Consider the following 13,770-nt stretch of genomic DNA (forward strand, 5'->3'; position numbering starts at 1 on the left):
GGGCAGGACCGCACGGACTCGTGGGGAAAGGGTGCCGGACGCAACCGGTGGTAGAGTTTGGTTTCCAAACAAAAACCCAAACCACCGGAGGTCCGGCATGAAACCTAGAGAAGTACAGTCGTACGATGCGCTTGCGGAAGAAATTTGGAAGTCCGCGCAGGCGCTGCTAGGGTTTAACTTCGTTGCACAGCGACAGTGGTATGAACAGACCTTTTGTCTGGCTGCGTTGGGTGATTCACTGGCTGTCGCAAGAAACTGGGATCTGTCAGGCTTGGAGGCGATTGAATATGCACTCATTCTCCGGCACTCCTGGTTTCCTGATCAGATCCGACAAATGACTCCTCGCGATAAGTGGCTATCACTGCATGAGGAGCTGGCAGGACTGGAGATGGCCTATGGTGCGAAGCAAGCGTGGAGGGATCGGGAAGCAACAGAGCTAGACGCCAACGATTCGCCTGAGGACGTGTGGCGTATATATCCCCGGGGATACCCAGTGCCATGAAGGGGTGATCTTCAACCTCATGGCAGAACCAGGGAAATGCATCCAGAAGTGCGTTGTCAGGTAGCTCGCCTTTGGCGAGCTGCAACAATGGACGCCAACGCGCTCGACCGCCGAATTTCGAGTCATACCTCAGAACGTAGCGTTGCGGACGTGATACCAATTCGAGTTGCAGCAGAAGGTCAGCCAAATCGCTCGGAATTTGCCGACGTGGTAGAGGGTTCAATGCAATGCTGATAAGCGTGCTCAGGGCGGCTGCATCTATCAGCATGATGTCATCCACCAGCCAAGCAGACGGATGAGGCTTTTCTGTCAGGCATTGACTTATTGCTTCGTGCAGATGAGGGGCAAGAGATTCCTTTGTCAGTTCAATGAAGGACGTCATGCCCTTGCTCCTTGCCAGGTGCTGGCCGAAAGATTTTCAAAACGGGTGTGCTGGGGGATGAAAGCCGTTCTGACGGTGCCGAGCGAGCCATTGCGATGCTTGCCAAGGATCAGCTCGGCGATGCCTTTGTGCTCGGTGTCGGCGTTGTAAACCTCATCCCGATACACGAAGAGAATTAGGTCCGCATCCTGCTCAAGCGCGCCCGAGTCACGTAGGTCCGCATTGATAGGCCGCTTGTTCGGACGTCTCTCCAGCTCTCTGTTTAGTTGAGAGAGCGCGACGACAGGGCAGTCGAACTCCTTGGCCAGCGCTTTGAGCGAGCGAGATATCTCGCTGATTTCGTTGGCCCGATTTTCCGTGCCAGGGCACTTCATCATTTGCAGATAGTCGATCATGATCAGGGCTGGCTTTCCGAAACGCCGTGCCCCTCTGCGTGCCCGGGCACGAATTGCCGAAGGCGTCAGGTCTGCTTGGTCATCAATGACAAGGCGGTCCCTGTAGGAATTGACCTTGGCCACTGCCATTGAGAGCCTCGACCAATCCTCATCTTCGAGCTGTCCGCGTATCAGCTTCTCAAGATTCAGATGCCCTAATATGGATAGAAGCCGGTAAATGATCGCTTCGGCTGGCATCTCCAAGCTGTAGATATGAACAGTGGAGTGGTCATCTTTCTGAAGCGCAGCGTCCACGAAATTCAGCGCCAGACTGGTTTTTCCCATCGATGGCCTTGCAGCGAGGATGATCAGATCCGCTGGCTGTAAGCCACCCGTCAACTCATCCAGATCGGACAGTCCAGTGGGCACTCCAACCACCGACTCTCCTGCGTTGAAGCGATGATCGATCTTGTCGACCACCTGCAGGAGCATCTGGTTGACGTCAACAAAGTCAGACGTCTGCCGTCCTTGTCCCAGAGCAAACAGCTGCTGCTCGATGACGTCCTGCACGACAGCCGCATCCGCCTGAGGATCCGAAGCCTCCCGGGTGCATGCATAGCCGTGTGAAATCAGCCGACGCAGATGAGCTCGGTTGCTCACTGTGTCGGCATACGCCTTGATGTTAGCCACGGAGGGCGTGTTCTTGGCGAGCTCACTGAGGTAAGCCAAGCCACCAGCAGCATCTATGGCCGCAATGGAGTCGGACACCGTGACCACGTCAAATGGCCTGTTCGATTCAGCCAGCGCCGCAATGCTCTGGAAGATCAGACGGTGCTCGGCCCGGAAAAAGTCATCGGCTTTGATGCGGTCTGCGATCAAATCCCATGACTCGTTGTCGAGCATCAGCCCGCCAAGCACCGCTTGTTCGGCTTCGACGGAGTGAGGGGGTGACATATTGGATATATCCATCACGCCCTCCCGATGCTTGCCAGGGACGACGAGTCCTGATCGTCGACGCAGGCCATCTCAATGGCCCCCTTTGACAAGGGTTTCAACGGCGTTTTCGGTCATTGACTCAAAGCGGTCCGCCCATTGCGGAAAAAGCTCGATGGCCAGATCTCGGATGATCTTCAGGGCGCTGGGCGCGCGGCGATTGCTAGGTTGCTTGTACTCTATCCGATGAGCCGACATGCCTGCGGTTGAACCTTGGCGGAAAATAACTGAAGCGGGAACTGTATTTCTGAGGACGTCGATCTCAGTGTTGTCAGCAAAAGTCCTTCTGATCGCGTCATGGATCTCGCGGGCATCAACAGTCTGGTCGAGACAGTTCACCACGACCTTGATGGGGGGAACGAGCAGTCCCAGCCTTGAGTAAGGACGCAGGCCTTCAAGCATCTGCAATGTGCCACGGTTAAATTCCCGGGCGCTCAGCATGTTCGGTGGTAAGGGTGAAACGGCCAGATCTGACGCTAACACCACCATTTCCAGCATGACGCTGCGTGCGCCTTGAGTATCTATGAGGATCAGATCGAATTGGTTCGCAAACGCTTTCAGGAGATGAGCCAGTCGAAGCCGTCCGTCAGGTGCCTGGAGCAGCAGGTTGATCAACTGGTTGTTCGGATCGTTTGACAGGATCAGAGACAGGTTTGGGATGCTGGTCCGGGAGATGATTCTTTCTGGATCAGTGAGGTTGTGTGCGATCAGGTCGAAGATGCCGCCGCTGACTTCCTCTGTCATGGGGTAGTAAGAGGACAGTGAAGGCTGGACCGGGTCCATGTCTATGAGCAGGACCTTCAAGCCGGCGTCGGCGCAGAAGCCGCCCAGGTTGGCAGCCAGCGTGGTTTTTCCGACACCACCTTTGGTGGACAAAAGCGAGGTTACGAACATGATATAAAGCCTCTAATGGGGACATTAGAGGCTGCGTGAACCGATCAACACACCATCCGAGTGTGCCGCTTTTTTATGTCAGCAAAAGCCAATTGGCTTTTAACCAATTGGTCGTAGGTTCGAATCCCACACGACCCACCATTTCGAAAATCTGGAAGGCCCATGAAAATGCGGATTTCCAGGTTTTTTTTTGCGTTCGATTTCTTGAGCGTCTGACTGCTCTCCGGCAGCAAATCCATTGCCATTTCCTACAGTCGCTGTCTGTTTTCAGTTTGGGGTTGGTTAAGGTGCTGGCTGCGGTCGTAGTGTAGAATTGCCGACTCGAATGAAGCGACGAAGCATGCGACACGCAAGCATCAAAAGGCGCTGTGCTCACGAGCGCGATACCGCAGGTTCTGATGAATTGCACCACCGACTGCTGGCTTGGGCCAGTTGAGCGAAAGTTTTCAAAGGGTCTCTATGACAACCACGGTATCGCGTTATTTGTTCTGTTTGCTGGTGGCAGGATTCACGATTCACGTAAGCGGGATGCTTTTCATCACAGACGGCAGTCGAGGTACGACCATCTCGAACCTGACGCTGTTTCTCCCGGCGCTGATCCTGCTGCTGATCGGGCGTGAATGGCGAGACCCGCTGCTCAGTCGGCAATACATCCCTTTGCTGGCGCTGCTTGTATTTACCGTGCTGGTGGCGTTGCTGAACAAAGGCTCGATCATCAAGGGCTCTGAGCAGTTCAAAACTGCGCTCTACATCATGTTGTACCTGGGCGCGATTCACTGGATGGTGAGTCGCGACGTCATGGAAAAAGTCCTGAATTTGCTGTTTGTGATCGCATCTGTCGCGGCCTTCGCGAGCATCGCTTATCACCTGATAATGGTTGACTCACATTACCTGCTCAGCGGCGATCGCCTGTTCAAGCTGGGTTACGAGAATTACGCCGACTTTCAGAACCCCATCGTCGCTGCCCTGTTTTACGGAGTCTTCGGTGTCTATGGCGTTCATCAACTGCTCATCAGACGCTATAGCTGCGCAGTGACGCTGGTCTTTTGCCTAAGCGTGTTGTCGCTCTCGCTCTACATGTATTGCACGCTGTCGCGAGGCGTGTGGCTGGGGTACGGCGCGGCGATCGGAGCGTCGGTGTTGCTGCACAATGATTCGCGCTCCAGGAAGTGGCTCGCAGTCAGTGCGGGTGTTTTGCTTCTTGCTGTCATATTGCTTTCGCCGGTACTGCTCGAGCAAAAAGTCCGAGGGTTAAGCCTTCGAGACGTTATCTGGAGCGAGTGGCTGGTGCGTCTGGGCGATTTCTGGCTGATCGGGGCGGGTGCCGGCAAAAGCTTCGATATCTGTATTGCAAACGCGCAGTGTTTTAAGCAGGCGCACAATCTGTATCTGCAGTTCTTCTACGAGTACGGGATCGTCGGTGCAATTCTTCTACTGGGAATGATCGGTGCGGTGTTCGTCCGTTCGCTCAATCGGGGTTTACGTGCATCACCTCTCGGCACTGTGGGCTTCCCGTTATTCCTGTTTGCGCTGCTGACGGCCCTGTTTGACTATCACACCGTGATGAACCGCCCCGGGGTCTACTGGCTGGTGTTCTGGCTGCCGATCGGCCTGATACTGTCGAACGGCTCGCGTGCGCATGTAAAAAGCCAGCAGGCGACCAGCGCATGATCGGGCTCCTCAAGCAGGCCATGCGCTTTTGGCATATCGAGATCCTGGGCGGGCTGGACAAGCCTTTCAGCTGGAAACGCCTGTACCTGAAGTGCAGGCGCAGCAATCGATCCAGTTACCTGTTCTGGTTTCGAATGGCTTATGTGTTCCACACGTCCAAAAGTAAATTCTGGCGGCGACGAGCCAAGCTGTTGAATGAAAAAATCAGCCGCACGTACAACGTCGAGATCATGCTGGGTGCCGAAATCGGTGAAGGGCTGTGGATCGCTCACCTGAGCGGCATCGTCATCACCTGTTATGCGGTCATCGGCAAGGACTTCAGGATCTGGCAAGGGTGCACCATCGGTGTAAAGGGCAATGCTGATACAGTGCGCCTGATCATCGGTGACGGCGTAAGAGTTCAAGCCCATGCCTGCATCATCTCCGACGATATCCAGTTGGGCGATAACGTGGTGGTCGGGGCGTGCAGCTTCGTCAATAAAAGCATCCCTTCCAATACGGTCTTTTATAACCGACGTGTCAGTGAGTCGATCCCCTATGACGAAAATCAATTGGGGCGTTTGCAGAAGTAGGCTGTCGATCTCTTTTTCAGGGCAGTTGGCGAAAGTGGTATGAGTCATCCTGGCGGATTAAAGCTTCTTTTTTTCAGCTTTTTTATTGCCTGTCTTTCGGGTGTAAACTTGTTCCTCGCGCTCAGGCGCCTTCAGGTCCCGTGAAAATATGACACAGATTTCCGAACGCTTTCTGGTGCAGGCGCACCTCGATGCCAAGCAGCCCAAAGTGTTGAGCGCCGAAGAACAGGCGCATTTTCGTGCCGAGATTGCGACCGAGCTGAAGAAGCAGGACGCTGTCATGGTCGCTCACTACTACTGCGACCCAGAGATTCAGGCGCTGGCCGAGGAAACCGGCGGCTGCGTAGCAGACTCTCTGGAAATGGCACGCTTCAGCAACAGTCACTCGGCCAGCACCGTATTGGTGGCCGGTGTGCGCTTCATGGGTGAGACCGCCAAGATTCTCAACCCGGAGAAGCGCGTGTTCATGCCAACCCTGGAAGCTACATGCTCGCTCGATGTCGGCTGCCCGGTTGATGAATTTTCCGCGTTTTGCGATCAGCACCCGGAACGAACCGTTGTGGTCTACGCCAATACGTCGGCGGCGGTCAAAGCACGTGCAGACTGGGTAGTGACCTCGGGTTGTGCGCTGGAGATCGTCGAAAGCCTGATGGACAACGGCGAGAAAATCATCTGGGCACCTGACAAGCATCTGGGGCGTTACATCCAGCGTGAAACCGGCGCAGACATGTTGCTCTGGGACGGTGCCTGCATCGTTCACGAGGAATTCAAATCCAAGCAGTTGGCGGACATGAAGGCGCTGTATCCCGAGGCGGCGATTCTGGTTCACCCGGAGTCGCCCGAAGCGGTCATTGAACTGGCTGATGTGGTCGGTTCTACCAGTCAGATGATTGCCGCTGCCCAGCGCTTGCCCAACAAGACGTTTATCGTCGCGACGGATCGGGGCATCTTCTACAAGATGCAGCAGCTGTGCCCGGACAAGATCTTCATCGAAGCGCCTACTGCGGGCAATGGTGCTGCATGTCGCAGTTGCGCGCATTGCCCGTGGATGGCGATGAACACGCTAGAGCGCACCCTGCAATGCCTGCGCGAGGGCAGCAACGAGATCTTCGTTGATCCTGCGCTTATCCCCAATGCTGTGCGCCCGTTGCAACGCATGCTCGATTTCACTCAGGCAGCACGCTTGCGTCAGGCTGGCAACGCTTGAAGGTGGATGATCAGTTCATCATCTCCTTGACCATGCGTTCTTGCTCCATCAAGTCCTTTTGCCGGGCATCGATGCGCGACGCCAACTGAAAATTGTTGGCGGCGCGACGTTTAGCGAAGTCCAATTGCTGGATCGCCTGACGAAAATCGCCAACCAGTGCGAAATACTCGGCGCGTGCCTGATGCAGGCCTACGGTGTTGCCATTCAAACCACGGGTTTCGGCCACGACGTACCAGATGTCCGGATCGTCCGGGCGCGTCTTCAGTAGGGCTTCCAGGCTTTTCTCGGCTTCGGCAGTGCGGTTCTGCTTGAGCAGCACGTCGATACGCACATCGTTGAGCGGATAATTGCCCGGATACAGCATCAGCATGCGATCGACCCGCTGCTGCGCGTCTGCCAACCGGTTGTTGGTGATGTCCAGATCGATCTGCGTCAGGTTGTAGGTGATGTCATTGGGGGCTTTTTCGAGCAGCGGCTTGAGGCCTTCCCTTGCTTCGTTGAGCTGTCCGCCCTTGATCTGTGCAATGGCCAGCCCGTAGCGCGCAGCGTCCGAGTTCGGGTTTTCAACCAGTTGAGCGCGAAAGCGTTTGGCGGCAATGCCTGGTGTTTCCTCGTAAATCAGTGCGACGCGGGCGCGCATCAGCTGATAAAGCAGGCTGTCTTCCTTGCCGCCGGGTTTGGCTTGCTCGGCACGGTTGCGGGTGTCGGCGATACGCGATTCGCTGACCGGGTGAGTCAGCAAAAACTCCGGCGGCCTGGCGTCAAAGCGGTACTGGCGCATGAGGCGCTCGAACATGGTCGGCATGTTGCGTGGGTCATAGCCTGCCTTTTCCAGATTGAGGATGCCGATACGGTCTGCTTCCTGCTCGTTCTGGCGCGAAAAGCGGCGCTGTTCCTGAATGGCGGCAGCCTGCGAGCCGGCGATGGCAGCGATCCCGGCATCACCGGCGCCTGCTGCGGCCATGACGATGCCTGCCAGCATTGCCGCCATTACCGGCACCTGCATGCGTTGTTGAGCTTCTATGCCCCTGGCGAAGTGTCGTTGTGACAAGTGCGCCAGTTCGTGGGCCAGTACCGAGGCGTATTCACCTTCGGTCTGGGCGTTCAGAAACAGGCCGCCGTTGACGCCGATGATGCCGCCGGGTGCGGCGAAGGCGTTGAGCTGCGGGCTGTTGATCAGAATGAATTCAAGTCGGCGGTCCTGCACCTGACTGGTTTCGGCCAGTCGATAGACCGTCGTTTCGACATAGTCCTTGAGTTGCGGGTCCGACAATTGGCCCACCTGGCCACGTAGCAGGCCCAGCCACGCGCGGCCGAGACGATGCTCCTGTTCGGGGGAGACAATCGAGGAGCTGGCGTCGCCAAGTGATGGCAGGTCATCCGCCATGCCATGCGTTGCAAACAGGCAGGCGAGGGTGAGCAGTGTGGGACGCAAAAAATTCATGCACGAAGCTCTGGTCAGAAGAACCTGTACTGTAGCTGGCTCAATGGCGTGCTGACCAGAGTGAGGTATTCTTGCCAGCCTGTTCGGCATGCCTTTTCGGACCTGATTGCCGAGGCTGCTTTGTAATTTGATGTGTCTGCCTGGAGAGAATCGATGTCTGACGCTGTAGCACGCCCTGCGGCTTGTGATGCCGAGCTGGATGCCAGCGGGCTTAATTGTCCGCTGCCACTGCTGAAAGCCAAGATGGAGCTCAATCGTCTGGCCAGCGGTGCGGTGTTGAAAGTGATCGCAACCGATGCAGGCTCACAGCGTGATTTTCGAACGTTTGCCAGGCTCGCCGGGCATGAGCTTTTACACGAAGAAGCCGATGCGGGCGTTTATCGCTATTGGCTTCGCAAGACCTGATTCGCCGCCGCTATTTTTCCGAAAAGGAAGTTTGATGTTCAACGTGCTTCGCAACTGGATGCAACGCTATTTCTCTGACGAAGAGGCAGTGGTGCTGGCGGTCTTGCTGGTCCTGGCGTTCACCCTGGTCCTGACCTTGGGCGGAATGCTGGCCCCGGTACTGGCCGGGTTGGTCCTGGCCTTTCTGATGCACGGCCTGGTCAGCCTGCTGGAACGCCTGAAAATGCCTGAGATGGCCGCCGTCGGTCTGGTGTTTACGTTATTCATCGGCGTATTGCTGGTGTTTCTGCTGGTACTGGTGCCGCTGCTCTGGCATCAGATGATCACGCTGTTCAACGAATTGCCGGGCATGTTTGCCAAATGGCAGTCAGTGCTGCTGTTGCTGCCGGAACGCTATCCGCATCTGGTTTCCGATGAGCAGGTTCTGCTGGCGATCGAAGTGGCGCGGGGCGAAGTCGGAAAAGTCGGCCAGTTGGCGCTGACGTTTTCGCTGTCCAGCCTGCCGGTGCTGGTCAACCTGATGATCTATCTGGTGCTGGTGCCTATCCTGGTGTTCTTCTTCCTCAAGGATCGGCACATGATTGGTCGCTGGGCGCGGGGCTACTTGCCACGTGAGCGTGCGTTGCTCAATCGTGTGGCTGACGAGATGAAACGCCAGATCGCCAATTACATCCGCGGCAAAGTCATTGAAATCTTTATCTGCGGTGGCGTGACCTACATCGCCTTCGTCGCGCTCGGGCTTAATTACGCTGCGTTGCTGGCAATGCTGGTGGGCATATCGGTGGTCGTGCCGTATGTCGGTGCGGTGGTGGTGACCGTGCCCGTGGCGCTGATCGGATTGTTTCAGTGGGGGTGGGGGGATCAATTCATCTATCTGATGATCGCTCACGCAATCATCCAGGCACTGGACGGCAACGTTCTGGTGCCGCTGCTGTTTTCCGAGGCGGTCAATCTGCACCCGGTCGCGATCATCTGCGCCGTTCTGTTGTTCGGCGGCCTGTGGGGTTTCTGGGGGATTTTCTTTGCGATTCCGCTGGCCACCTTGTTCAAGGCCGTGCTCGACGCCTGGCCGCGCAATGAGCCGCCCGTGGCGCCGTTGCTTTGATAACGCTGCGGCACCGTGCACGCCGCAGCAGTTATCGACTGATCAGCTTGACTTGGCGTTCAGTGCTTCTGCCTGAGCCAGCACTTCGGCGACATGGCCTGGCACCTTCACGCCGCGCCATTCCTGACGCAGTACGCCTTCCTTGTCGATCAGAAAGGTGCTGCGATCAACGCCGAGGTATTCCTTGCCGTACAGCTTCTTGAGCTTGATGACGTCGAACAGTTGGCAGAGGGCTTCGTCCTTGTCCGAGATCAGCTCGAACGGGAAGGACTGCTTGGCCTTGAAATTCTCGTGGGTCTTCAGGCTGTCGCGGGACACGCCCAGCACAACGGTGTTGGCGGCCTGAAAACTGGCGATGTGATCGCGAAAGTCCTGGCCTTGCGTGGTGCAGCCGGGCGTGTTGTCTTTCGGATAAAAATAAATCACCACCTGCTGACCTTTGAGTGCAGACAGATCGATTGTCTGCCCGCTGGTAGCAGGAGCCTGAAAATCGGGAACCGGTTGATCTACTGTAATGGTCATGGGGACTCCTTACATTGGGGCTTGTGGGCGCCAGGGTTCGATCAGTGCGTCCAGATTGAGCGCGTCGGCGAAATCGAGAAACTGATCGCGCAGCCAGCTGATTTGCGTGCCGGCCGGCAGCGTGACGGTGAACGTGGCGTTAAGCATCGTGCCGCCTGTCTGTGGCGCCTGGTACGTATCGCAGATCAGGTTTTCCAGCTCGACGTTATGGTCGATGAAGAACTGGCACAGCTCATTGATGATGTCCGGGCGGTAGGCCGAGCTCACGTAAGCCACGTAGGGCAGGGCTTCCGGGCGGCTTTCCAGGGTGGCGCTGCGCACGACGCTGGTGGTGAACGCATGCTTCTTGGAAAGCCCTGGCAAACCGGTTTCAAGGCGCGCCAGAGCGTCCCAGCTGCCGGAGACCTGAAGAACCAGTGCGCTGCACTCGCCATGGCGGGTCAGGCGCGAGGTCACGACCGAGCAACGGTTTTCATGGCTGGCACGGCACAGGACGTTGGTCAGCTCCATGGGGTTGGCGCCAAGGGCACTGATGACAAGGAATTGTTCGCGAACTGTGGGGGTGGACGACATGCAGCATTCCTAGACGATGAGCGGTCGGTACTTTTTCCGACCTGCGGGGCTGTTTCGACAATCGGTGTCGCGAGATGTCGATCCGGGTCCCGGGGCGCCTGACCTGCATGGACATGCCATGACCAGGCTGGAATGCACTGGGACGGGGCTTCTGGCGACAAATTCGACCGATTGAGCGAGGTGCGCAGATGACCAGTACCGATCAAAGGACGAAGGGTAGCGAAAACCATCGCTCAGGGGAATGCTCAGAGCGTGGTACTTCGCTTGTACAAGGCTGATAGCGCCAGTACCATTACCGCTCTCTTTTTCCGGCAGGAGCGGTTGCATGATTGCGGGCAGTATGGTGGCACTGGTCACACCAATGGATGCACAAGGTCGTCTGGACTGGGACAGCCTGAGCAAACTGGTTGACTTCCACTTGCAAGAGGGCACCAACGCCATTGTTGCCGTCGGCACCACCGGTGAATCGGCGACGCTGGATGTGAATGAACACATCGAAGTCATCCGCCGTGTGGTCGCTCAGGTTGCAGGTCGTATTCCGGTCATCGCCGGTACGGGCGCCAATTCGACGCGCGAAGCGGTCGAGCTGACCACCAACGCCAAGACCGCTGGCGCCGATGCGTGCCTGCTGGTAACGCCTTATTACAACAAGCCGACTCAGGAAGGCCTGTTCCAGCATTTCAGCCACATCGCCAATGCTGTCGACATCCCGCAGATTCTCTACAACGTGCCGGGCCGTACAGCCTGCGACATGCTGCCGGAAACCGTTGCGCGCCTGTCGGCCGTCAAAAACATCATCGGTATCAAGGAAGCCACTGGTAACCTGCAACGCGCCAAGGACATCCTGGCCAGCGTCAGCAGCGATTTTCTGGTGTACTCCGGTGACGACGCCACGGCGGTCGAGTTGATGCTGCTGGGCGGCAAGGGCAATATTTCCGTGACCGCCAACGTTGCACCTCGCGCCATGAGCGAGCTGTGTGCGGCCGCCATGCGTGGCGATGCCGAGGCTGCACGGGCGATTCACGAGACGCTCAGCCCGCTTAACAACACCCTGTTCATCGAATCCAACCCTATCCCCGTGAAATGGGCTTTGCATGAAATGGGTCTGATGCCGGACGGTATCCGTCTGCCACTGACCTGGCTCAGCGAAGCCTGTCACGAACCGCTGCGTCAGGCCATGCGCCAGTCCGGCGTCCTGGTTTAATTGAGGAAGTATCACGCAATGAAGCGATTGGCCGGACTTTCCGCACTTGCTCTTATCATTTCCAGCACCAGCGGTTGCGGTTGGCTCTGGGGCGAAGATGGTTACTTCCGTGATCGCGGGAGCGATTACCTTCAAGCCACTCAGACCGCACCGATGCAGTTGCCTGCCGACGTCACCGGCGTGAAGCGTCTCGACCCGTTGCTGCCGATCCCGCGCAACGTGGCTGACAGCGCTCAGAAAGAGGGCGAATACACTGTTCCTCGTCCGCAGCCGCTGGCCGCGACTTCCGAGTCGAGCGATTTCAGCCTGCAGAAGAGTGGCGATGCACACTGGATTCTGGCGCAGCGTCAACCTGCCGAAGTCTGGCCGGTGGCTCACCAGTATTTCGAAGACAACGGTTTCCGTATTGCTGAAGAGCGTCCGCAGACTGGCGAATTCAGCTCTTCGTGGCAGCTTCTGGACGAGCTGTCCGCGTCAGTGGCCAAGCGCCTGAGTGCGGCCGGTGTGGCTGCCGATGCAGAAACCCGCGTGCGGGTTCGTATCGAGCCGGGCGTGCAGCGCAACACCAGTGAAGTCTACGTGGTCAGCGTCGAGCGTCCTGCTGGCAGCACCGCTGATGTGCCGTTCCCGAACCGCACCACCAACCTGGGCCTTGACGCTGCACTGACTGACGATCTGCTCGCCAGCATGGGCCGTAACGCTGAAAAAGGCGGGTCGATCTCCCTGCTGGCTGCGCGTGACTACGACACCCCGAGCCGCGTAGCACTCAGCGAAGACGGCAGCGGCAACCCGGTATTGAACGTGGGTGCCGATCTGGACCGCGCATGGTCGAGTGTCGGCCGTGCGCTGGATCAGGGCGACTGGCGTGTAGAAGATATCAACCGCAGTCTTGGCCTGTACTACATCAACCTGGCCGAGAAAGCAAAAACGCCTGACAACGAGCCCGGTTTCTTCGGTCGTATGTTCGGCAGCAAGTCCAGCAAGGAAGAAATCGATGCCCGCGCCGAGCGTTATCAGGTTCGCCTGAGCAAGGTGGGTGACAACGTTCAAGTGACCGTCGAGAAGAACATCAACACTGTGGCGCCAGCGGATGTCGCTCGCCGGGTGTTGAGTGTCATTCAAGACAACCTGGGTTAAGTGCGTTTCGCAGTTCTCGGCAGCGGCAGTCGTGGCAACGGCACGCTGGTCGCAAGCAACGATACGTACGTTCTGGTCGATTGCGGTTTCTCCCTGCGGGAAACCGAGCGACGCCTGGCTCGTCTGGGTGTCGCGGCCAGCCAGCTGAGTGCGATTCTGGTGACCCACGAACATGCTGATCACGTGCATGGCGTGGGTTTGCTGTCGCGGCGTTACGATGTGCCGGTCTATCTCAGCAGCGGCACCTTGCGCGGGATGCGCAAGCCGGTGGAAGTTGCCGGATTTTTCGCGGGCGGGGAGAGCGTGCAGATCGGCTCACTGGATATCGAGGTGGTGTCTGTTGCTCATGATGCTCTCGAGCCGACGCAGTTTGTCTTCAATGATGGCGAACGCCGCTTCGGCCTGCTGACCGACCTTGGCTCTTACTGTTCCAACGTGCTGCAGCGGTATCACGGCCTGGATGCCTTGATGATCGAGGCCAATCACTGTCGCGACATGCTTGCCCGAGGCCAGTACCCGGTGTTCCTCAAGCAGCGTGTCGGTTGTGAAACAGGGCATTTGAATAATCATCAGGCCGCCAGCCTGGTGAGCGAACTGGGATGGCAGGACCTTCAGCACCTTGTGCTGGCGCATCTCAGCAGCAAGAACAACCTGCCGCACCTGGCCCGGCAATGTTTTGTCGACACTCTCGGGTGCGATCCGGACTGGCTGCAACTGGCCGATCAAGATTCAGGGCTCGACTGGCGACACATCGCCTAGCCCAACTACTTAGCAAGCGGAGCCCA

Annotated in this window: 14 protein-coding genes; 8 read left to right on the plus strand and 6 right to left on the minus strand. The window is 57.3% G+C overall.

What is annotated here, in order from left to right; translation table 11 throughout:
• Positions 1-293: 293 nt before the first annotated feature.
• From BLT55_RS33395 to BLT55_RS03460, 3 genes are read right to left on the minus strand one after another with little or no spacing between them, the layout of a single operon-like run.
• Positions 294-884, minus strand: a complete 591-nt coding sequence (locus BLT55_RS33395; protein WP_156357568.1) for a hypothetical protein — start codon at positions 882-884, stop codon at positions 294-296.
• Positions 881-2,227, minus strand: a complete 1,347-nt coding sequence (gene dnaB / locus BLT55_RS03455; protein WP_055001702.1) for a replicative DNA helicase — start codon at positions 2,225-2,227, stop codon at positions 881-883. The genes BLT55_RS33395 and dnaB overlap by 4 nt, the downstream gene beginning before the upstream one ends.
• Positions 2,228-2,284: 57 nt before the next feature.
• Positions 2,285-3,145: a ParA family protein gene (locus BLT55_RS03460; RefSeq protein ID WP_002552583.1), complete on the minus strand. Its 861-nt coding sequence runs from the start codon at positions 3,143-3,145 to the stop codon at positions 2,285-2,287.
• A 423-nt stretch (positions 3,146-3,568) separates the two neighbouring features.
• Between BLT55_RS03460 and BLT55_RS03470 the strand changes: the two genes are divergently transcribed.
• The 3 genes from BLT55_RS03470 to nadA all read left to right on the plus strand — a co-directional run bounded on the left by BLT55_RS03470 (position 3,569) and on the right by nadA (position 6,595).
• On the plus strand, positions 3,569-4,816 hold the full coding sequence (locus tag BLT55_RS03470; RefSeq protein WP_139206374.1) for an O-antigen ligase family protein: 1,248 nt from the start codon (positions 3,569-3,571) through the stop codon (positions 4,814-4,816).
• Positions 4,813-5,388, plus strand: a complete 576-nt coding sequence (locus BLT55_RS03475) for a serine acetyltransferase (RefSeq protein ID WP_055001699.1) — start codon at positions 4,813-4,815, stop codon at positions 5,386-5,388. Before BLT55_RS03470 ends, BLT55_RS03475 begins: the two co-directional genes overlap by 4 nt.
• A gap of 148 nt (positions 5,389-5,536) precedes the next feature.
• Positions 5,537-6,595, plus strand: a complete 1,059-nt coding sequence (nadA, locus tag BLT55_RS03480; protein ID WP_055001698.1) for a quinolinate synthase NadA — start codon at positions 5,537-5,539, stop codon at positions 6,593-6,595.
• Between the two features lie 10 nt (positions 6,596-6,605).
• On the opposite strand, the gene BLT55_RS03485 is transcribed toward nadA, so the two are convergent.
• Positions 6,606-8,039: a M48 family metalloprotease gene (locus BLT55_RS03485; RefSeq protein ID WP_055001697.1), complete on the minus strand. Its 1,434-nt coding sequence runs from the start codon at positions 8,037-8,039 to the stop codon at positions 6,606-6,608.
• Positions 8,040-8,192: 153 nt separating this feature from the next.
• Here BLT55_RS03485 and BLT55_RS03490 point away from each other — a divergent pair, with 153 nt between their 5' ends.
• On the plus strand, positions 8,193-8,444 hold the full coding sequence (locus BLT55_RS03490; RefSeq protein ID WP_055001696.1) for a sulfurtransferase TusA family protein: 252 nt from the start codon (positions 8,193-8,195) through the stop codon (positions 8,442-8,444).
• 34 nt (positions 8,445-8,478) lie between these two features.
• Complete coding sequence (locus BLT55_RS03495) at positions 8,479-9,549, plus strand: AI-2E family transporter (RefSeq protein WP_055001695.1); 1,071 nt, start codon at positions 8,479-8,481, stop codon at positions 9,547-9,549.
• 42 nt (positions 9,550-9,591) lie between these two features.
• On the opposite strand, the gene BLT55_RS03500 is transcribed toward BLT55_RS03495, so the two are convergent.
• Together BLT55_RS03500 and BLT55_RS03505 are read right to left on the minus strand one after the other, a co-directional pair.
• Positions 9,592-10,071: a peroxiredoxin gene (locus tag BLT55_RS03500; protein ID WP_055001694.1), complete on the minus strand. Its 480-nt coding sequence runs from the start codon at positions 10,069-10,071 to the stop codon at positions 9,592-9,594.
• Between the two features lie 9 nt (positions 10,072-10,080).
• Entirely contained in the window at positions 10,081-10,644 is a 564-nt protein-coding gene (locus BLT55_RS03505) for a glycine cleavage system transcriptional repressor (RefSeq protein WP_055001693.1), read from the minus strand.
• A 325-nt stretch (positions 10,645-10,969) separates the two neighbouring features.
• Here BLT55_RS03505 and dapA point away from each other — a divergent pair, with 325 nt between their 5' ends.
• Genes dapA through BLT55_RS03520 form a run of 3 tightly spaced genes read left to right on the plus strand, consistent with a single transcriptional unit; the run spans position 10,970 to position 13,744 of the window.
• Positions 10,970-11,848, plus strand: a complete 879-nt coding sequence (dapA, locus tag BLT55_RS03510; protein WP_007250225.1) for a 4-hydroxy-tetrahydrodipicolinate synthase — start codon at positions 10,970-10,972, stop codon at positions 11,846-11,848.
• Positions 11,849-11,866: 18 nt separating this feature from the next.
• Positions 11,867-12,985: an outer membrane protein assembly factor BamC gene (bamC, locus tag BLT55_RS03515; RefSeq protein WP_055001692.1), complete on the plus strand. Its 1,119-nt coding sequence runs from the start codon at positions 11,867-11,869 to the stop codon at positions 12,983-12,985.
• Complete coding sequence (locus tag BLT55_RS03520; RefSeq protein WP_007250227.1) at positions 12,986-13,744, plus strand: MBL fold metallo-hydrolase; 759 nt, start codon at positions 12,986-12,988, stop codon at positions 13,742-13,744.
• Positions 13,745-13,770: the final 26 nt, after the last annotated feature.

It is taken from the genome of Pseudomonas cannabina (genome assembly GCF_900100365.1).
GTDB classification, from domain to species: Bacteria; Pseudomonadota; Gammaproteobacteria; order Pseudomonadales; family Pseudomonadaceae; genus Aquipseudomonas; species Aquipseudomonas cannabina.